The sequence below is a fragment of the Flavobacterium sp. genome (assembly GCF_046296355.1).
In the GTDB taxonomy this organism is placed as follows: Bacteria; Bacteroidota; Bacteroidia; order Flavobacteriales; family Flavobacteriaceae; genus Flavobacterium.
This window is the reverse complement of sequence record NZ_JBKBLM010000003.1, coordinates 114,054-135,810: the sequence shown is the minus strand read 5'-3', so window position 1 is coordinate 135,810 and position 21,757 is coordinate 114,054. Positions and strand designations below refer to the sequence as shown.

The 21,757-nt window shown below is 36.7% G+C and carries 16 protein-coding genes; 9 read left to right on the top strand and 7 right to left on the bottom strand.

The window, feature by feature from the left end:
- Positions 1 to 286 precede the first annotated feature (286 nt).
- On the top strand, positions 287 to 637 hold the full coding sequence (locus tag ACK4HO_RS03370; protein ID WP_409662553.1) for a DUF2200 domain-containing protein: 351 nt from the start codon (positions 287 to 289) through the stop codon (positions 635 to 637).
- 62 nt (positions 638 to 699) lie between these two features.
- Here ACK4HO_RS03370 and ACK4HO_RS03365 read toward each other — a convergent pair whose 3' ends face one another.
- Entirely contained in the window at positions 700 to 1,101 is a 402-nt protein-coding gene (locus ACK4HO_RS03365) for an excinuclease ABC subunit B (protein ID WP_409662551.1), read from the bottom strand.
- Positions 1,102 to 1,214: 113 nt separating this feature from the next.
- On the opposite strand from ACK4HO_RS03365, the gene ACK4HO_RS03360 reads away from it, so the two are divergent.
- The 3 genes from ACK4HO_RS03360 (at position 1,215) to ACK4HO_RS03350 (ending at position 3,065) form a co-directional block, all read left to right on the top strand.
- The gene (locus ACK4HO_RS03360) at positions 1,215 to 1,724 is read left to right on the top strand and encodes a hypothetical protein (protein ID WP_409662548.1); all 510 of its coding nucleotides are present in this window, start codon (positions 1,215 to 1,217) and stop codon (positions 1,722 to 1,724) included.
- Positions 1,725 to 1,729: 5 nt separating this feature from the next.
- Entirely contained in the window at positions 1,730 to 2,530 is an 801-nt protein-coding gene (locus tag ACK4HO_RS03355) for an alpha/beta hydrolase (protein ID WP_409662546.1), read from the top strand.
- 91 nt (positions 2,531 to 2,621) lie between these two features.
- Complete coding sequence (locus tag ACK4HO_RS03350; protein WP_409662543.1) at positions 2,622 to 3,065, top strand: DUF1456 family protein; 444 nt, start codon at positions 2,622 to 2,624, stop codon at positions 3,063 to 3,065.
- Positions 3,066 to 3,085: 20 nt separating this feature from the next.
- On the opposite strand, the gene ACK4HO_RS03345 is transcribed toward ACK4HO_RS03350, so the two are convergent.
- The 4 genes from ACK4HO_RS03345 to ACK4HO_RS03330 form a co-directional block, all read right to left on the bottom strand.
- Complete coding sequence (locus tag ACK4HO_RS03345; protein ID WP_409662540.1) at positions 3,086 to 3,973, bottom strand: bifunctional 5,10-methylenetetrahydrofolate dehydrogenase/5,10-methenyltetrahydrofolate cyclohydrolase; 888 nt, start codon at positions 3,971 to 3,973, stop codon at positions 3,086 to 3,088.
- A gap of 59 nt (positions 3,974 to 4,032) precedes the next feature.
- On the bottom strand, positions 4,033 to 5,370 hold the full coding sequence (ffh, locus tag ACK4HO_RS03340; protein ID WP_409662537.1) for a signal recognition particle protein: 1,338 nt from the start codon (positions 5,368 to 5,370) through the stop codon (positions 4,033 to 4,035).
- Between the two features lie 138 nt (positions 5,371 to 5,508).
- Positions 5,509 to 5,970, bottom strand: a complete 462-nt coding sequence (locus ACK4HO_RS03335) for a hypothetical protein (RefSeq protein WP_409662534.1) — start codon at positions 5,968 to 5,970, stop codon at positions 5,509 to 5,511.
- 205 nt (positions 5,971 to 6,175) lie between these two features.
- The gene (locus ACK4HO_RS03330) at positions 6,176 to 7,222 is read right to left on the bottom strand and encodes a hypothetical protein (protein ID WP_409662531.1); all 1,047 of its coding nucleotides are present in this window, start codon (positions 7,220 to 7,222) and stop codon (positions 6,176 to 6,178) included.
- A 109-nt stretch (positions 7,223 to 7,331) separates the two neighbouring features.
- Here ACK4HO_RS03330 and ACK4HO_RS03325 point away from each other — a divergent pair, with 109 nt between their 5' ends.
- Genes ACK4HO_RS03325 through ACK4HO_RS03315 form a run of 3 tightly spaced genes read left to right on the top strand, consistent with a single transcriptional unit; the run spans position 7,332 to position 11,325 of the window.
- A complete protein-coding gene (locus ACK4HO_RS03325) occupies positions 7,332 to 7,853 on the top strand; it encodes an RNA polymerase sigma factor (RefSeq protein ID WP_409662529.1) in 522 nt (173 codons plus the stop codon).
- Between the two features lie 45 nt (positions 7,854 to 7,898).
- Complete coding sequence (locus tag ACK4HO_RS03320) at positions 7,899 to 8,813, top strand: FecR family protein (RefSeq protein ID WP_409662526.1); 915 nt, start codon at positions 7,899 to 7,901, stop codon at positions 8,811 to 8,813.
- Complete coding sequence (locus tag ACK4HO_RS03315; RefSeq protein ID WP_409662523.1) at positions 8,800 to 11,325, top strand: TonB-dependent receptor plug domain-containing protein; 2,526 nt, start codon at positions 8,800 to 8,802, stop codon at positions 11,323 to 11,325. Before ACK4HO_RS03320 ends, ACK4HO_RS03315 begins: the two co-directional genes overlap by 14 nt.
- 35 nt (positions 11,326 to 11,360) lie before the next feature.
- Here the strand turns inward: ACK4HO_RS03315 and argS are convergent, their stop codons facing one another.
- Positions 11,361 to 13,139, bottom strand: a complete 1,779-nt coding sequence (gene argS, locus ACK4HO_RS03310; RefSeq protein ID WP_409662520.1) for an arginine--tRNA ligase — start codon at positions 13,137 to 13,139, stop codon at positions 11,361 to 11,363.
- 211 nt (positions 13,140 to 13,350) lie between these two features.
- Here argS and ACK4HO_RS03305 point away from each other — a divergent pair, with 211 nt between their 5' ends.
- Positions 13,351 to 17,961 carry a choice-of-anchor L domain-containing protein gene (locus tag ACK4HO_RS03305; RefSeq protein WP_409662517.1) on the top strand — a complete coding sequence of 1,537 codons (4,611 nt, stop codon included), beginning with the start codon at positions 13,351 to 13,353 and terminating at the stop codon, positions 17,959 to 17,961.
- 178 nt (positions 17,962 to 18,139) lie between these two features.
- Positions 18,140 to 20,596 (top strand): TonB-dependent receptor domain-containing protein, encoded by a 2,457-nt coding sequence (locus ACK4HO_RS03300; protein ID WP_409662514.1) that lies wholly within the window; start codon positions 18,140 to 18,142, stop codon positions 20,594 to 20,596.
- 80 nt (positions 20,597 to 20,676) lie between these two features.
- Here the strand turns inward: ACK4HO_RS03300 and ACK4HO_RS03295 are convergent, their stop codons facing one another.
- Positions 20,677 to 21,684, bottom strand: coding sequence for a 3-oxoacyl-ACP synthase III family protein (locus tag ACK4HO_RS03295; RefSeq protein WP_409662511.1), 1,008 nt, complete (start codon positions 21,682 to 21,684; stop codon positions 20,677 to 20,679).
- Between the last annotated feature and the right edge of the window lie 73 nt (positions 21,685 to 21,757).

Genomic DNA, 21,757 nt, shown 5'->3' with positions numbered 1-21,757 from the left:
CTACTTCAACTCTATTTTCCCGAAAAGAGAATTTGAAAATGTTGACTGAAAATGTTGTCGAAAATCGCGCCGGTTTAGAAGATAAATTACGAGCGAAGCTCGAATTTTTTTGAGAATAATGAAGTATTTTCAGAAAAAGTGTATTGAAAAAAACAAACTAAACACCAGTGCATAAAGACCGTTTGTAACCATTGAAAGCTTTGAAATTAAAAGCAACAAAAGTAATTTAGCTCCTTTTTAAATCTTTTTATTGTTTATAAAACATAACCTTATTTATCAGCATACAATGGAAAAACACAAAATATTTTCTATGTCATTTGCTAGCGTCTATCCACATTATATTAATAAAGTAGAGAAAAAAGGCCATACAAAAGCGGAACTCGACACCATTATTTGTTGGTTAACCGGTTATAACCAACAAGAATTACAGCACCAAATCGATAACAAAACTGATTTTGAATCATTTTTCGAGCAAGCACCACAAATACATGAAAATGCTTCCAAAATTACCGGCGTAATTTGTGGCTATCGTGTGGAAGAAATCGAAGACAAACTCATGCAAAAAATTCGATACTTAGACAAATTAGTTGATGAATTGGCTAAGGGTAAGTCGATGGAGAAAATTTTAAGAAGTTAAAAACCGTAAGGAAAATAAAAAACACCTCTTTCGAGATGCTTTTGTTATGTTGGGATAAGCTTTTAATTCAATTGCTCTTGAAAAACTTCAAGCAAAAATTCAGGAGAAATCATCTTTGTTGGTGATATTTCCATAGCTTTCAATACTCGCTTGATGGCATGAGGATTCAACCCCATATTGATGCCTATTTCGTGGATTTTTATTTGTTCGCGCTCGTGTAACACACCATCACAATGCATCAAAAGAGCCAAACGATAGAATTGCTGGATTCGTTCAAACTCAGTCTTTATTACAGTTGTATAATTTTCTTGATGAAACAAAGCCTTAAAATCTTCCAGAGCTACCTGAAGTTCGTCGGCTATCATCGTCAGAAAAAGATACTCTCTTTCGTGCAATCTTCCGTCAACTACAGAAAATGCAATCATCTCAGTCAATAACGCTAATTTTTCTTCGTATTTGTTCATCAATAAGATAATTTTCTGCTAAAATATAATTTTTTGAACAATCGCAATCATTTATTTTTTAACATTGGTACTCAATTATTTTAGCTAATTTTACTCTTTTAAAAAATAACACCATGAAAAGCTTAAAAATAGTATTGTTTTTTGTTCTTTTTTCGGCTATGAATGCTCATGCGCAATATGGTTACGGCAACAACTACGGTATGGGTATGAATAGAACCAATAACGGAATGCCTAATACACAACAAACACCTAAAGAACCAACTCCGGAAGAGATAGAAAAAAATAGAAACGAAAAAATTCAAGTCCATATGTTGCTTTTAAAAAAAGACTTATCGCTTGATGAACTCCAATATATAGCCATTAAAAATGAAGTAACTACCAACAGCAAAAGGATTGATATATTGTTAAAAAGTGAATTATCTGACGAGGAAAAAAACAGTGAACTAAAATCGATTCAGGAAAAAATAGAAAAAACTATCTTGAGCTATTTAAATCCGGCTCAAAGAGAAAAATACCAACTCCTAAAGATCCAAAAACCGGATAAAAAAGAGGACAAAAAGAAGAAAAAGACTCAAGACAAAACCGAACAAAGCGAAACTAAAGAAACCGAATCCGAGAAATAAGTATTTTGAAAACTATTTATCTCCTACTTGTTTACCTTTCTTTTTGGAATGGATTTGCTCAACAAAATACTGCCAGCAAACAAGTTTCAACCTTTGTCCTTGAGGCTCCACAACTCAAAACCACCAAAAAAATCTGGGTGTATTTGCCCAAAGATTATTCGGCTTCCGCCAAAAAATATCCGGTGATTTACATGCACGATGCCCAAAACTTATTCGATGCGAAAACATCGTATGTAGGCGAATGGAACGTAGATGAAACTTTGGATAGTATCAATGCGCAAGTCATTGTAATTGGTATCGAACATGGTGGCGAAAAACGAATGGAGGAATTAACGCCTTATCCACATCCGAAATACGCCGGTGGCAAAGCCGATGCTTATTTAGATTTCATTGTCAACACCCTAAAACCTAAAGTGGATGCGACGTACCGAACCAAAACCAAGGCCAAAAACACCGCCATTATGGGAAGTTCGCTCGGTGGATTGGTTTCATTTTATGCCGCTTTAAAATACCCCGAAGTGTTTGGAAAAGTCGGTTGCTTCTCGCCTTCTTTTTGGTTCAACCGAAAAGAAATGAATGATTTAATGGCTAAAACAGACCATTTCAAAACTAAAGTTTATTTTCTCTGTGGAGACAATGAAGGCGATTCCGATATGGTTACCGACCTTGAAAACGTAGAAAAATGGGTTAACACCAAACGCTGCGAATGTAAAAAACTCAATAAGAAAGTAATCGTTAAAGATGGCCAACACAACGAAAAATTGTGGCGAGAGAACTTCAAAAAGGCGTATCTTTGGCTTTTCTAAGCTACTGAGTAGCTAAGTTACTGAGTGCCTTAGAAAAAAATAAAAATAACTCAGACACTCAGTTACTCAGTGTCTCAGCAACTCAAAAAAAATGAACAACAACGATATATTTAAAAAACTCCGCGTAGCATTACAATTGCGCGATGATCAAATAGTAGAAATCATGCAATTGGTGGATTTCAGAATTTCTGCGGCCGAATTGGGTGCTTTTTTTCGCAATGCCGATCATCCTAAATACATGGATTGTGGTGACCAAGTGTTGCGCAATTTCCTAAACGGATTGGTCATTCATTTGCGTGGCACCAAAGAAGAACCGAAAAATGCCATGGATGTAATCAAACAAAATCAGGCCGAGGTTAAGAAAAATGTTTCAGAAAAGCCAAAAGCAGAGTTCAAACCAAAAGCAGAGTTCAAGCCAAAGCCTAAAACAGATTCCAAGAAAAAACCTTTCAATCCCAAAGACAAAAAGCAAGCGCCGAAAGTCCAAGTGGTGGAGAAAGTCCAATATAAAAACGGTAAAAACAAAAAATCCTGAGCTTAAACTCAGGATTTTTTTTATTTCATTCTTAATCGTTTCTGCTCTCTGGCGAGTAACGTATTTTTCAACAACATGGCAATCGTCATTGGGCCAACGCCACCCGGAACCGGTGTGATGTACGAAGCTTTTTTGGATACAAATTCAAAATCGACATCGCCGGTAATTCTGTAACCTCTTGGATCGGTATCATCGGCAACGCGAGTGATTCCTACGTCGATTACAACGGCATCGTCTTTAATCATTTCAGCTTTCAAATAATTCGGAACACCTAAAGCGGTGATGATAATATCGGCTTGCGTAGTGATTTGGGCTATGTTTTTAGTGTAACTGTGCGTCAAAGTAACGGTCGAATTTCCGGGGAAACCTTTTCTTCCCATCAAAATACTCATTGGACGACCTACGATGTGACTTCTTCCGATTACAACTGTGTGTTTTCCTTTGGTTTCCACATTGTATCGTTCCAATAATTCTAAGATACCAAATGGCGTTGCCGGAATAAAAGTCGTCATATCCAAAGCCATTTTTCCGAAATTTTCCGGGTGAAAACCATCAACGTCTTTGCTCGGGTCAATCGCCATCAAAACCCTTTGGGTATCAATTTGCTCCGGCAAGGGCAACTGCACAATAAAACCGTCGATGTCGTCATTTTCATTCAGTTCCTTAATTTTTTTCAACAATTCCGTTTCCGAAGTTGTGCTTGGCATTTTCACCAAAGTCGATTCAAAACCAACCAATTCACAGGCTTTTACTTTGCTCCCGACATAAGTCAAACTCGCACCGTCATTCCCCACAATTACTGCGGCCAAATGTGGTACTTTTTCACCATTGGCTTTCATTTTATTCACTTCAGCCGTGATTTCTGTCTTGATGTCGTTGGAGACTTTCTTTCCGTCTAATAATTCCATGTAGTTATTTTGTTGTGTGTTATTATAAAAAATAAGACGCGATAAATCGCGTCTCTACATTATCTCATTCCTTTCATGCCACCCATCATGCGCATTAAGTTTTTGCCTCCGCCACCTTGCATCATTTTCATCATTTTGCTCATTTGGTCGAACTGCTTCAGCAATTGGTTTACTTGCTCTATTTTGGTTCCGGAACCTTTCGCGATTCTAGTTTTTCTTTTCATGTCGATAACATTCGGTTTGGTTCTTTCCAATGGTGTCATCGAGTGAATGATGGCTTCTATATGTTTGAACGCATCGTCTTCAATTTCTACATCTTTTAGTGCTTTTCCGGCACCGGGAATCATGCCGACTAAGTCTTTCATATTCCCCATTTTTTTCACTTGCTGAATTTGGGCCAAGAAATCGTCAAAACCAAATTCGTTTTTAGCGATTTTCTTTTGGAGTTTTCTCGCTTCTTCTTCGTCGTATTGTTCTTGCGCTCTTTCTACTAAGGAAACCACGTCACCCATCCCGAGAATTCTTTCCGCCATACGTGAAGGATAGAATACATCAATGGCTTCCATTTTTTCTCCGGTTCCGATGAATTTGATTGGTTTATCAACCACCGATTTAATTGAAATCGCCGCTCCACCACGAGTATCACCGTCTAATTTGGTTAAAATTACTCCGTCAAAATTCAGTCTGTCGTTAAATGCTTTTGCTGTATTTACGGCATCTTGTCCCGTCATCGAATCGACTACAAACAAAGTTTCTTGTGGTTTGATGGCTGCGTGAACATTAGCAATTTCGTTCATCATTTCCTCATCGATGGCCAAACGTCCGGCGGTATCGACAATGACTACATTAAAGCCATTTGATTTAGCATATTGAATCGCATTTTGCGCAATAGCAACAGCATTTTTATTTTCAGGTTCCGAATAAACTTCAACGCCTATTTGGTCACCAACCACGTGCAACTGATTAATCGCCGCAGGACGATATATATCACAAGCAACTAATAATGGTTTTTTTCCTTTTTTGGTTTTAAGATAATTGGCTAATTTCCCGGAGAAAGTCGTTTTACCCGAACCTTGTAAACCCGACATCAAGATGATTGAAGGTGTTCCGCTCAAATTGATTCCGGTAGCTTCACCTCCCATTAATTCGGTTAATTCGTCTTTCACGATTTTAACCATCAATTGTCCCGGTTGCAATGTGGTTAATACATTTTCACCGATGGCTTTTTCTTTAACTCTAGTGGTAAAATCTTTGGCAATTTTAAAATTAACGTCGGCATCAAGTAGTGCACGACGCACTTCTTTTAAAGTCTCGGCTACATTGACTTCCGTGATTTTTCCATGTCCTTTTAGGATATGTAATGCTTTATCTAGTTTATCACTTAAATTATTGAACATAATGGTATGCTTGTTTTAATGAAGTGCAAATTTAAGGATTTGATTTAGAACTTCTATGATTGACCAAATAAAAAAAACCATCTCTTTAAATAGAGATGGTTTAGAAGAGAAACTATAATTTCTTTTTCAATCAATAGTTTAGTTTTTGGTGAATACCAAAGTATCAGTACCGCCATTTCCACCGCTTACATCAATAAGAGAAATGGTATTTGCCGTATAAGAAACAATATCCCAATCGTCTGACAAATCCGCAAAATTAGCCGGAGAAGCAAATAAAATATTGAAATCTAAATCACTGCTTGGGCTATCATCATCACTGCTGTCATTGGTTACAGACCAAGTTCCGGTGTAGGTGTTTGTTCCGTTGGTTGCACTTAAAACATTTCCTGAAGCAAAAGTAAAATCATAGCCTGTAAAATCATTTGTTTCATCGTTTCCTGAATCAACATAACTGGTAACACGCCAAGTGCCTTGAGTAGCAGTATTGATAACCGGCGTTGGGTCTTGTGATGAGGAAGAATTATCATCCGAGCTGCACATAGAGGCCACGTTTAGCATAAAAAGGCAAAAAAGGGCCGGAATTAAAATTAGTTTTTTCATAGTTTAAATATTTGTTAGGTGAATATTAGTTTTTAAAAAGTTAACTATTAAGATAAGTACAAAAAATATCGAAATCCATATTAAAAATTGGTTGAGCAGATAAGTCATTTTACTTTTATCGCTTGTTTTCAAAGGTTTGGTGTATTGCTTTACTTCCAACTCATTTTCCGAGAATTTGTGATGCCAAAACTTCATATCCTTAATTTTAATTTTTGGTAAAAGTCAAATAATCTATGCTTCCGTCGCCACCACTTACATCTTTGAGTCGGATTTGTGTATTGGTATACTCAATTATTCTCCAATCATCTTCAATTTCATCCAAATCAATACCATCAAAAATCAAATCTAATTTGTTTTGACCACTATCTACAAAAGTGCTCCAAGTTCCATTAGTGGTCACACCGCTAAGTACTGCTGTTGAATTTCCGTTAGTATTGAAAGTAAAAGTGTATCCGTTAAAATCACTTGTTTCATCGTCATCATCTTCAAAATAATAGGAAATATACCAAGTCCCGGAAGTTAAAACATCGGTAAAAGCTGTACTGCCTGAACCGCCGCTTCCTCCTGAATTGTCATCGTCACAATCGTCGATAGAATCATCAATAAAATTCTCCAACTCACTATTAGAATTAATGACAATCGTTTGCCCATTGGAATTTATGGCCGAAATAGGGTAATTAATAGCTACATAAGTGTTGCTTCCTAAATTGGCTAAAAAATTAAACAAACTACTGTTACTTGTAATGGTTACCGTGTTGGCCAATTGGTTATTACTGTCATAAATGTTGATGGTAATTGGGTAAACCAAAGTAATACAGTCAATTTCATCAAAACCATCGTCTTCACCGCATTCATCTAATACATCATCTAAATCATCGGCATCTTGCAAGACTTGGGTTTGAAAATTTTGAAAAGTAATGGTAATCGGATACACAAAATTGACCAAATCATCATCATCTGAAAATTCATCAATAGCAGCTTGCACAATTTGATAATCAGCTTCCTCGGCAACGGTAATTTGCTGACCGTTTACAATCACCGTCACTGGCAATTGAACACTAAAACAACTTGAACTATCCAAAACGTTGTCTAAAGAAGTTGGGTTTTGAGAAGTTCTTGACAACAAATCGGCTATTGGGGTATTAACCACAAAACTTTGGGAGTTGTCTTGAATTATGGTCTCTTCTTCTTTTTGGCAACTGCCTAAAGAAAAAAATATAAATCCAAAAATTATGTATCTGATTGCTTTCATAGGACAATAATTGGTTTGATTTTGTTAGTAAAACATGCATTTGTAAAATTACCCTACTTTAGTTGAAAAAAATAATTATTTTTACCAAAAGACTAAGCCATAAAATCGTATGTCAAAAGAGGAATTATCAGGAATTTGTAGGGAAAATATTTTTTCCGGTTTCTTTAAAAGCCATGCCAAAGCGTTACGAAATTATCTCTACTATAAGTTTGGCAACGAAGACCAAGCCGAAGATATCACCCAAGAAGCCTTTATCAAACTGTGGCAAAATTGTGCCGATGTTCCTCTGGAAAAAGCCAAATCTTATGTTTATACCATTGCCAATAACGCTTCATTAAATGTGATTGCCCACCAAAAAGTAGTGCTTAATTATGCTAAAAGTTCGGGGAAAAGTGAAAGTACTAATGAGAGTCCGGAATTTATATTAGAAGAAGACGAATTCAAAACCAAATTACAAAATGCTATTGAAAAACTCAATGAAACCCAACGCGTGGCTTTTTTAATGCATCGCATTGACGGAAAAAAATATGCTGAAATCGCCACCGAACTAAACATTTCCGTGAAAGCCGTAGAAAAGCGTATCCATTTGGCTTTAATCGAATTGCGCAAAGAGTTTGATCATTTTAAGTAGGGTAAAATAAATTAAATCTGTTTTAGTACTGAAATGCTATAGATTATGGAAGAAAATTACAAATTGGCGAAATGGCTTTCGGGAGAAATGACCGAGGATGAATTGGCAGCATTCCAAGCTGAGCCTGACTTTGCGATATATGATAAAATCAAAAAACACTCTGCTGAGTTGGAAACGCCTACTTTTGACGAGCAATTGGTTTTGTCTAAAATAATAGCCACACCAAAGAAAGAAACTAAGACCATTTCACTTACCCAACATTGGATATTTAGAGTAGCTGCGGTTTTAGTGATTGGATTGGGATTATTTTTTGGGGTAAGAAACTTCGCTACCAACACACAAATAGCCGAAAACGGAACGCAAAACACCTTTCTTTTGCCTGACAACTCAGAAGTTGTTCTAAATTCGGGTTCCGAAATTGAATATAAAAAATGGAATTGGGACAACAATAGAACCTTAAATCTCGAAGGAGAAGCTTATTTTAAAGTGGCTAAAGGGAAAAAATTTGAAGTCAATACTTCCCTTGGAAAAGTAACCGTTCTTGGAACACAATTCAACGTCAAGCAACGTGAAAACCGTTTTGATGTTACTTGTTATGAAGGAAAAGTAAAAGTAAACTACAAAGACCAAGAATTGATAATCACCAAAGGCATGAGTATTGCTTTTAAAAACGGAAAGGCTATCGCAATTCCGGAGAGTACAGTTCAAGGTCCGGAATGGTTGAATAACGAAATGGTTTTCTATCAAGAAGATTTAAAATCGATATTAGATGAATTTGAGCGTCATTTTAATGTAACTTTGACCTTGAAATCAAATGACAATTCACAATTATTCACCGGAACTATTCCATCAGAAAATTTAGAGATTGCATTACAAATTTTGTCCACAACCTATCATTTAAAACCTACTAAAGTGAGTAAAAACGAATTCATCTTAACAGCGGTTGATGCTCAAAAATAGATTAGTCTATTCACTTTTTATCTGTCTCTTTTCTTTTGCCTACTCTATGGCTCAAGGAGAAAAGAATGTTATTTCATTGAAAAATATTTTGGCCCAAATTAGTCGGCAACACGATGTCAAATTCAGTTATATCGAAGATGAAATTGTGATTTTTTCTGTGGCTGAACCTGAAAAAAATTGGTCTTTGGAACAAAAGATTGAATATCTGAAAAAAGAAACCAAACTTCAATTCAAACTCGTAGCCAAAAAGTATTACACCATTTACAACAACCAAAAATTAGACAAACCGCTTTGTGGTTTTTTGCTTGATGCGGAGACTGAAAAAGGAATAGAAAACGCCATTATTAAAATTGACCAAACCACTATTTCCGTTTTTACCAACCAAGACGGTTACTTTGAGTTGCCAAAAGTTTCATCGGCAACAATTCAGGTGCAACACCAAAGCTATCAAACTTTCAACATCAACCCTGCAGATTTGTATGTTGCTAATTGCCCGAAATTCAAATTACAATCGATAACACAAACGCTCGATGAAGTGGTTACCCAAAGGTATTTAGCCACCGGAATCAGCAAAAAAACGGATGGCACTATTGAGGTAAAACCCAAAAAATTCGGTATTTTACCCGGATTAATTGAGCCCGACGTTTTGCAAACCATGCAACAAGTTCCCGGAATTATGAGTGTTGACGAAACCATCTCCAACATTAATGTTCGCGGTGGTACACACGACCAAAACCTTTTTCTTTGGAATGGTATTCGGATGTTTCAAACCGGTCACTTTTTTGGCCTGATTTCGGCTTTCAATCCATCCTTAGCGCAAACCATTTCGATTACTAAAAACGGTAGCTCGGCTTTTTTTGGCGAAAGTGTTTCGAGTTTGGTCGATATTTCTTCGCGAACCAACACGGTGGAAGCCACCAACAGCAGCTTTAGCACCAACCTCATCAGTGCCGAATTTTATACCAAACTCAAGGTTTCCGAAAAAGCCAATCTTACCTTATCCGCAAGACGTTCCTTGACCGATTTCTTTAAATCACCAACTTACCGAAATTACAGCAACAGAATATTTCAAAACACGGTTATAACCGATTTGAATACTTATGAAATTTTAGATTATCAAAGTGAGGTGGATTTTTATTTTTATGATATTACAGCCCAATTTCAGCAAAAAATCGGTACCAAAAACGAACTGAATATTGATGTTATTGCCATTGAAAATACTTTGCAATTCAAACAGTCATCAGCAGACTTGAGCAGAAACAGTGCTTTAGAGCAAGAAAATTTTGGCGGAACTATTCGATGGAAAACCCAATGGAATGATAAACATTACACCGAATTCAAAGGTTACTTTTCGAGCTATGATTTGAATTCGTCTTTCGAAACATTGGAGAGCAATCAGGTTTTGGCCCAAAAAAATCAAGTGTTTGATACCGGATTTCAGGTGCGAAATTCCAATGTGATTTCTAATAAAATTACCCTCAACACCGGTTATCAATTCAACGAAATAGGGATTACCAATTTTGACGAAATCAACTTGCCGTTTTTCTCCAGAACGATTACCAATGTATTGCTGACGCATGTTGGTATTGCCGAAGGGATTTTCGAAACCGAAAACAAAAAAACATTCCTAAAAACAGGTGTTCGTGTCAATTATTTTGACAAATTTAATTCGTTTCTTTTGGAGCCGAGAGTGCAATTCAATCAAGCTTTGACTTCTGCCCTGCGATTGGAAATTTTGGGCGAACAAAAAAGCCAAACGCTTTCGCAAATTATTGACCTGCAACAGGATTTTTTGGGTGTGGAAAAAAGGCGTTGGACATTGGCAAACAATTCGACCATTCCGATTCAAAAAAGCAATCAGGTTTCTTTGGGTTTGAGTTTTAAAAAGAACAATTGGTTGCTCACTTTAGACAATTTCTACAAAAAAGTTACCGGAATTACGAGCAGCAGTCAGGGTTTTCAGAACCAATTTGAATTGGAAAAAACAGTTGGTGATTATCAAGTTATCGGTTCCGAGTTTTTGATTCAAAAGTCGTTTAACCGATTTTACACTTGGCTGAGCTATTCTTATAATGACAACCAATATGATTTTGATGAATTGTTGAACACTTCTTTTCCTAACAATTACGACATTACCCATGCCATTTCCTGGGCCGGAATTTATGAATGGAATAAATTGAAATTGGCTTTGGGAGCCAAATGGCATACGGGAAGACCAATTACAACGCCGACTTCTTTTATTGTAACAGAAGCTAATCCGAACATCGTTTACAATTCGCCCAATAATGCTAGACTTAAGGATTATTTTCAAGTAAATTTTTCGGCTTCAAAAGATTGGAAATTGAAAGACAAAATGGTTTTACAAACTGCTGTTTCCATACTCAACTTACTCAATACCCAAAACAGTTTGAACCGCTTTTACCGAGTAAATACTGCGGATAATTCGGTAGAGAGTATTGACACTTTCTCTTTAGAAATGACCCCTAATTTTAATGTGAGGCTCAATTTTTAGCCAAAAAAAAGACCGGAAAATCCAGCCTTGCTTTTTTACATTCTCTCGGGAACGTCAATTCCTAATAGCTTGAATGCTGATTTTATGGTTTCGCCAACTTTTTGCGAAAGCTGAACTCTGAACGTTTTTTTGGTCAAATCTTCTTCGCCTAAAATTGACACCGATTGGTAGAACGAGTTGTATTCTTTGACCAATTCATAGGTGTAATTGGCCACCAAAGCCGGACTGTGATTGTGCGCCGCGTTTTGAATTACTTCAGGGAAAAGTTCGATTTGTTTTAGTAACTCTTTTTCTTTTTCGTGAAGTTCAATTGCAGTTGTTGCCATATTCAAATCGAAATTCGCTTTGCGCAAAATTGATTGAATACGCGCGTAAGTATATTGAATAAACGGACCGGTATTTCCCGCGAAATCGACTGATTCTTCCGGATTGAATAGAATTTGTTTTTTGGGATCAACTTTTAAGATGTAATATTTCAAAGCTCCAAGTCCGATTGTTTTGAATAGTTTAGCTCTTTCTTCGGTGGAATAGCCTTCTAATTTTCCTAATTCGGTAGAGATTCTTCCGGCGGTTTCGGTCATTTCGTCCATTAAATCATCGGCATCGACTACGGTTCCTTCACGAGATTTCATTTTCCCCGAAGGCAATTCTACCATACCATAAGACAAATGATATAGGCTTTCCGCCCAATCAAACCCTAGCTTTTTCAGAATTAAGAACAACACTTTGAAGTGGTAATCTTGTTCGTTTCCGACAGTATACACCATTCCGCCAACATCGGGGAAATCTTTCACACGTTGGATAGCCGTTCCGATATCTTGCGTCATATAAACGGCGGTTCCGTCAGAACGCAACACGATTTTTCTATCTAAACCATCTTCGGTTAAGTCAATCCAAACCGAACCGTCAGGATCTTTTTCAAAAATGCCTTTTTCTAAACCAAATTGCACGACTTCTTTTCCAAGCAAATACGTATTGCTTTCGTAATAATAGCTATCGAAATCAACTCCTAGGTTTTTATACGTTTGGGCAAAACCATCATAAACCCATTGGTTCATTTTCTTCCACAATTCAATTATTTCCGGTTTTCCGGCTTCCCAATCGAGTAGCATTTGTTGGGCTTCTATGATAATTGGTGCTTGTTTTTTGGCTTCGTCTTCGGTTTTACCTTGCGCCATTAAATCGCTGATTTGAGCTTTGTATTCTTGGTCAAATTTTACGTAGAAGTTACCCACCAATTTATCGCCTTTTAAACCGGCAGATTCGGGTGTTTGGCCTTCGCCGAATTTTTGCCAAGCCAACATCGACTTACAGATGTGAATACCTCTATCATTGATGATTTGGGTTTTATATACTTTTTTGCCAGATGCTTTGATAATTTCGGCAACAGAATAGCCTAATAAATTATTCCGAACATGGCCTAAATGCAACGGTTTATTGGTATTAGGCGAAGAATATTCAACCATGACCGCCTTTTCATTTGGCGAAGCCGAAACAAATCCGAAGTTTTCATTACCCATGATTTCATTGAAGAAATTCAAATAATAGTCATCCGAAACCACCATATTCAAAAAGCCTGATACCACGTTAAAACGAACCACTTCATCAGCATTAGCCACCAAATAATCACCGATTTTAGTTCCGATTTCGATTGGATTGCCTTTAATTACTTTGAGTAATGGAAAAATAACCATTGTAATATCGCCTTCAAAATCCTTGCGGGTCAACTGGAATTCTACTCTATCGACATTGACATTGAATAATTCCTGAATGGCTACTTGAATGTGTTGGGTTAAAATTTGAGAAAGCTTCATGGTAATTCGTTTAGGTGGGCAAAGATAATCATTAGAATATAAATTTTAAGGAATTGGTTTTAGGAATATAAAAAGAGATGACTCGTAAGTATTTAATTGTTATTTTGTAAGATAAATATATATTTATTTTAAAATAAAATGTATTTCATCGATTTTATTTGCATTTAAACGATTATATATTCAATATTTGTTTTGTCAAAATCCCCAAACAATGAATAAAATTATTTTAACGATTGGCTTGTTAGTTGGTGCAATTGGTTTTTCACAGCCTATAACCGTGAGCACAACTGGGCATACTGTTCCACAATTGGTCAACAATGTGTTAATCAATTCGCCTTGTGTATCTGCAACAAATATTACTTGGAGAACCGGGACCAATTATAATTCGTCTAACGGAATTGGTTATTTTCAGAATACTAATCCCGGTTTCCCTATGCAAAGTGGTGTTGTTTTGAGTACCGGAAATGCGATGAATGCACCCGGACCAAATACTTCTATTTTAAGTGATGGTTCTGCAACATGGACAGGTGATGCCACTTTGGAAGCAACCTTAGCTGCGTCGGGAATATCAATGGTTTCTACAAATGCTACTGTTTTGGAATTTGATTTTACGCCTATTTCACCCAATTTTAGTTTTGACTTTATTTTTGCTTCTGAGGAATATGGCAATTTTCAGTGTCAATATTCAGATGCCTTTGCCTTTTTGCTTACCAATATGAATACAGGAACAACTACCAACTTGGCAGTAGTTTCGGGTACAACTGACCCAATTTCGGTGGTTACGATTAGAGATTTCTTATATAATTCATCTTGTTTATCAGTAAACCCGCAATATTTCGGAAGTTTTAATGGTGGTTCGAATGCCGCGAATGCCGCGAACAACTTTAATGGACAAACCACTGTACTGACTGCTGCTTCCGTTTTAACACCAGGAGTACCATATCATATCAAATTAGTCATCGCTGACCGATTAGATCCGCAATCAGATTCTGCTATTTTTATTTCTTCCGACAGTTTTAATATTGGTCAGGATGTTTTAGGACTAGACTTAACAACAACCGACAATACGGCTTTATGTTTTGGGACTACTCATACTTTAGATACGGGTTTAAGTACTACTGATTATACTTTTTCATGGGAAAGAGATGGCGTTACAATCACTGGCGAAACAGGTCCATCATTAGTAATCAATCAAGCCGGAACTTATAGTGTTACGTACACGAGTGTTGCGAATTTTTGTGAGCCCATAACAGATATTATTATTGTGGAATACTATCCTCAGATTTCTTCTCCAAATCCATATAATTTGTCTAAATGTGATACAGGAGCTACTACTTATACTTACGACTTAAATTCTAATACCAACAGAGTCAAACAAGGTTTAGATCCGTTAACAATCGTTACTTATCACGCTTCACTAAACGATGCCGATAATAACATCAATGCGCTACCACTTCAATATACAGGTACTTCAGGACAAATCATTTATGTTAGAATTCAATTGCCAAACGGTTGTTTCAGAGTTAAATCATTCGAACTCTTGGTTTCACCACCGCCAACTGCTACACAACCACAAAATATGGTAATGTGTGCTACATCTTTAACCCAAAATAATGCAGAGTTCAGTCTAAATTCACAGAACGCTACCATATTAAATGGACAATCTTCTACCGTTTATGCTGTTAGATATTATACTTCTTTAAATGATGCTACAAATGGCATCAATCCAATTAGTGGTGCGGGAAGCTTTTTGTCTTCAGGGCAAACCATTTATGTGAGAGTTTATAATGCCACTGATACCGGATGTTTTAGCCTAACGAGTTTTAATTTAATTGTGAACCCTATCCCTTTGGTTGATGACTTGGAAAATGTTTTGGTTTGTACGAGTTATACTTTGGAACCTTTAACTAACGGTAATTATTTTACAGCAATCAACGGAGGTGGGACACCTTTATTTGCCGGAGATATTATAACGGAAACCCAAATAATATACATTTACAATCAATCTAATGGTCCGGGATTATGTGTTGCCAATACTTCATTTTCGGTTACTATCTTAGATCCTTCTGAATTAACTCCGGCTGATGAAATCAGTTGTGGAAGCTACACTTTGCCTTCGTTGAGTTATGGTGAATACTATACAGGTCCAAATGCTTCAGGCACACAAATACCTGCCGGAACAGTAATCAGTTCCTCGCAAACGATTTATTATTATTTTATGACTGAAATAGAGCCTGTTTGTATTGTTGACAGCAGTTTTTACGTTACCATTTTGCCAACTATTGAAGTTGGGAACAGATCAGATATATTTGAATGCAGTTCTTATACATTACCGGCTTTATCAATTGGTAATTATTATACCGGAACCAGTGGTACCGGAAATCAACTTGCTCCAGGAACACAAATTACTCAGAGTCAGACCATTTATGTTTATGCCACTACTACCGGAACAACACCCTGTAGTGATGAAGATAGTTTCGAAGTTTACATAGGTATACCTCAGTCCCAAAATATTACGCAATGTAACGGATATATACTACCTCAACTCCCAATTGGTAATTATTATACCGGACCTATGGGAACCGGACAACAGATTCCGGCAGGTACCGAAATTAATACCAGTAACATTATCTACATTTATGCTCAAACAACGAGTGGTGGTGCAAACTGTACTGATAATTTATACTTCACTATAAGTATTTCTCAGCCACCAATTGATACTTTAAGCGATGTATCAGCTTGTGAAAGTTATACTTTACCCTCATTAACGAATGGTGAATATTACACTGAGACAGATGGAACCGGAACCCAATTATATCCCGGAGACGTTATACTTTCGACCCAAACCATTTATATTTTCAAAAGACTCAACAACAGTTGCTTTAATCAATCAAGTTTTACAGTAACTATTTTCCCTCTACCAACTATCAGTTCAAGATCTGACATTGATATTTGTGACCAATATGTTCTGACTACTTTACAAGTGGGTGATTATTTTACAGGTCCCGATGGAACAGGAACTATGTTGGCTGCCGGTACCGTAATAACAACTTCACAAAGAATTTACATTTATGCCGTTTCCGGAACGACTCCGTCTTGTATAGCACAAAATAGTTTTCAAATAAATATATTTAGTACTTCGGCTGATGTGATGGCAAACGTGACGGCTTGTGATAGTTTTACCTTGCCAACATTGACCGCTAATAATAAATACTATACTGAATCAGGTGGACCAAACGGAACCGGAGTAGAGATTTTACCCGGAACTGTAATTACTGCCAACCAGACCATTTATATCTTTAAAGAGTCGTTGATCAGAACCTCTTTTTCATGTATTGATGAAACCTCTTTTACGATTACCATCAACAGCACTCAGGTAATTACGACGATGGATGATGTTCATTCATGCAATTCCTATACGCTTCAACCTTTGACTATTGGAAATTACTATACCGAATCCGGTGGAACGGGTACTTTATTAAATGCCGGAGATATCATAACAAATAGTCAAACTGTGTATGTTTTTGCCCGCACAAATACTACTCCCGATTGTACGAGTGAAATTAGTTTCACTATTTCTATTTTCAATGTTGATGTTTTGCCAAATGTTGCTACTTGTGAACAATTCACTTTACCGACTTTAACGGTTGGACAGTACTTTACCGGACCTAATGGAACAGGATTACAGTTGAGCGTCGGAGCCACAATTTCTACTTCTCAAACGGTTTATATTTATGCCGTATCCCCATATTTACCAAGATGTTCCGATGAAAGTTCATTTACAGTAACCATAATAGACACTCCTGTAGCCAATTCTGTTCCCGCTGCTCTGAGCACAGTATGTGACGAAGATGGAAACAATGATGGTATAACTTCTTTTAATTTGTCAAGTTTAACAGCTACCATTTTAGGAACACAAACAGGAAATGAATTTACCCTTGCCTATTACGCTACAATGACAGACGCCTTGAATCAATCGAATGCTATTACTGCGACTACGCTTTCTACTGTTTATGTTAGAGTTAGTAATACTTTAACCTCAAGTTGTTTTGACATAAGACCTATTGCATTGATTGTTAATACACTACCTGAACCAACTCCGGCTGACGGAATCATTTGTTTCGACAGCGAAACCCAAACGCTTTTAAATGCCTATACTATCCAAAGTGGTTTGAGTTCGGCAACTCATAGTTTTATTTGGACCAATGAAGAAGGAACAACTGTAGGTACCGGAAGCAATTATACAGCTGTTTTACCGGGAATTTATACTTTGGTGGCTACACAAATTGCAACAGGATGTAGTTCAGTACCGGTAACTGTAACTGTAACTCCATCTGAGCCGGCCGTGGTAACTTACACCGTTGAAGAGGATTTTTCAGATTCACAGTCGATTACCGTTACCGCAACCGGTCAAGGAAATAATTTTGAGTACCAATTAGACGATGGAGCATTCCAAGACAGTCCGGTTTTTAACAATGTATCATCAGGGTTACATACCATCACGGTAAGAGACAAAAACGGTTGTGGATCTACTATAATTCAGGCGATAGTTATCAATTATCCTAAATATTTTACCCCAAATGGTGATGGTTATCACGACACTTGGAATATTACGAATTTGTCTAACCAACCAAGTGCCAACATCATTATATATGACCGATACGGAAAAGTTATTAAGCAAATCAGACCCAACGGGAATGGTTGGGACGGAACTTATAACGGCCATATTATGCCATCCGATGATTATTGGTTTAGTGTGAGTTATACCGATGAAAATCAGGTGAATCAGGAATTCAGAGCGCATTTTGCCATGAAACGTTAAACCCAAAAACTATATACCCTTGAAAGACTCTCAAAATATTTTGAGAGTTTTTTGTTTTTTAGTGTAACAAATAAGCAGTTATTAAGTCTACTTGGTGGATTTAATTAACAAGTGTTGACAATTTTGAAGTTAAAAATCTCAAGTTCATCCCAACACTTAAAAGCAACAAAAACAAAAAATGAAATTTAAATTATTATTCCTTTTAGTAGTTGGTAATTTTTCAATTCTAATGGCGCAAAGCACAGCGAACGCTGGTTCCGGAGTAATCTCGGGAAAAGTGATTGACAAAAACAGCAAACAACCGATTCCTTATGTCAACGTTTCTATCTTAGAAGATTCTAAAATCATTACCGGAGGAATTACCCAAGAGAACGGAAATTTTACTATCAAAAACTTGGCTTTAAAGAAATACATCCTTGAAGTGCAATTCATTGGTTTCAAAAAAACAACTCAAGAAATTACCTTAACAGAAAACAACAAAAACATCAATCTGGGAACGCTTTTTATAGAAGAAGAAGCGGTTCAATTGGCCGGAGTGGAAATTGTAAAAGAACGCTCCACTATCGAACAAAAAATTGATAGAAAAGTAGTTAACGTTGGAAAAGACTTAATCGCTTCAGGAAATACAGCTTCAGAAATCATGAACAATATTCCAACCGTTAGTGTTGATCCGCAAACCAAAGAGTTGAGTTTGAGAGGAAATTCAAATGTAAGAGTATTGATTGACGGAAAACCTTCTAATATTGATGCGGCACAATTACTGCAACAAATTCCGTCTTCTTCTATCAAACAAATTGAGTTGATTACCAATCCTTCTGCCAAATACAATCCGGAGGGAATGAGCGGAATTATCAATATCATTTTACACAAAAATTCGCAAGAAGGTTTTAATGGAAGCATCAATTCGGGTGTGACTTTCGGAATTACGCCTAAAGTAAATACGGCTTTGAACTTGAATTATAAGCTTGGGAAAGTAAATTTTTACACCAATTACGGTTTAAACCATGGTCAAAATGCCAATAACGGTTATATTGATAGTTACCGACCACTTTTGGAGAACAATCAAGAGTTTGGTGGCTCAAACTTAAATACTTCTCACTTGGTTAAATTGGGCATGGATTATTACATCAATGAAAAAAACACCATTTCCTTTTACACCAATCAAAATATTGTAAACGGTGGTGGTATTGGTTTTACAAATGCTGATTATACAAATGCATTATTGAGAGATTCTAGACAAATTTCTGATTCGGATACTGAAAATTACACTCAAACTTATGATTTAGCTTATAAACACGATTTTGCCAAAAAAGGAGAAACTTTCGATTTTCAAGCGAACTTTTCGAATACTATAAGTCCGGAAAACACAGATTATGAGTTCACGCAAACTAATCCAACTTCAACCAGATTTACCAATAACGATATTGAGCGCGATACCGATTATTTGCAAATCAACTTAGATTATGTAAATCCGTTATCCGAAACCGTAAAATTGGAAATTGGTGCTGAAACCCGTCTTCAAAAAATTACTAACGATTTTGACGAAACCATAAGTGAGCCTTCAGAATCCTACAACAGACAAGGAAATTCTAATTTTGAATTCACCAGAAACATCCATTCGTTTTATACCAATATCGGAAAACAATGGAAAAAATGGAGCGTTCAAGCCGGAGTTCGTTTAGAGCAATATGAAATCGACGGAGACTTTGCCAATGTAGTAACTTCCTCTACACCTACTGAAAACATCAATGACCAAAGCACTATCAAAGACGACATTTTCTCAATCTATCCTTCTTTGTTTTTTAATTACAAAGCGAGTGATAAAGATTCGTTCAACTTTAATTTCTCAAGACGTGTTGACCGACCAAGCATAGGCCAAATCAGCCCAATCAGAGAATGGACAACGCCATTAGTAGAATCAAGAGGAAATCCTTCATTGGAACCACAATTCACCAACTCTTTTGAGGTAAATTATACCCGAACAACCAAAATCGGTTCGGTTACTTCGGGCGTATTCTACAGACAAATCAATGATGAAATCGGTAGAATCATTTACAAAAACCCGGACAATAACAATCAGGATATCATTTCTTATGACAATTTTGATGACAACAGTGCTATTGGTGCTGAAGTTTCTGCCAACTTAAAATTAACACCATGGTGGTCGGTTAACGCGAGTAGTGATGCCTATTTCAGAACTGTTAGAGGTACGGTTCAAAATGCCAATACCCAAGAACAGGAAAGAGCGGAAGCTGATGTAATAATCTTCAACGCAAGAATAAACAACAACTTTGTAGCGACTAAAAAACTGAGATTCAATTTATTCGGAATGTACAGAGGAAAAGATTTGGGCTTACAGTTTGAAAGAAAACCAATGTACAAAATGGATATTGGTTCAACTTACACTATTTTAAAAGGAAAAGGGAGCATTACCGCCAGAGTAAATGACGTTTTTGAAACCATGAATTTTGCCTTTGACGGAAGTATACCTTATCGTCAAACGGGAGCATTTTATTGGGAAAGTCAAACGTTCTACGTAGGATTTAATTATATGTTTGGTGGCGGTAAAAACAGCGCTATGCAACGCAAACAAAGAGACCAAAACGAAACACAAGGTAGTGGTGGCCTATTATAATTATCACAAAATTATTTGAATAGTTGTTAATGAAAAAGCCAAACGTACTGTTTGGCTTTTTTATTTATTGAAGTTAAATTTTACCATTTAATTATTGCACTCGCCCAAGTAAATCCACTACCGAAAGCCGCTAAAACTAAGGTGTCACCTTCTTTGATTTTGCCTTGTTCCCAAGCTTCGGTCAATGCAATCGGAATTGACGCAGCAGTCGTATTTCCATACTTTTGAATGTTATTAAAAACTTGATCATCTGACAACTTGAATCTTTGTTGAATAAACTGTGAAATTCTCAAATTCGCTTGGTGCGGAATTAACAAATCGATATCGGAAACCTGTAAATTATTCGCTTGTAAACCTTCGTTTATCACTTCACTAAAACGAACTACCGCATTTTTAAACACAAATTGTCCGTTCATATATGGAAAATAACTCTCGTCATCCGGATTGTTTTCGGCAATAATATCGGTCACCCATCTGCCGCCCATTCCCGGTGCTAAAACCGCTAATTCTTTGGCGTGTTCTCCTTCTGAATGTAAATGGGTTGACAGGATTCCTTTGGTTACATCTTCTTCTCTACTAATCATCGCTGCGCCGGCGCCATCACCAAAAATTACCGAAACGCCTCTGCCTCTATCGGTCATGTCTAACCCTAAAGATTGCAACTCTGAGGCAACGACTAAAATGTTTTTATACATGCCGGTTTTAATGTATTGATCGGCTACCGATAACGCATAGATAAAGCCTGAACATTGGTTGCGAATATCCAAAGCGCCTATGGTTTTTAACCCCAATTCTTTCTGAAGAGCTACGCCAGGTCCGGGAAAATAGAAATCTGGAGAAATAGTTGCGAAAACTATAAAATCAATTTCATCGTTACTTACATCTGAACGTTCTATGGCTATTTTAGCAGCTTTTACACCCATTGATGTGGTAGTATCTTCACCTCTTTTAATGTGTCTTCTTTCTTTGATGCCGGTTCGTTCCTGAATCCATTCGTCATTAGTATCCATTATTTTGGCCAAATCGTCATTGGTCACAACATTATCCGGAACATAAAAACCTAAGCCTGTTATTTTGGAGTGGTACATATTCTTTGCTTATTTAATAAAATGAGAATAGCAAATTTAACAATCTTATATTTCTAAAAGCTATTTTTAGGTT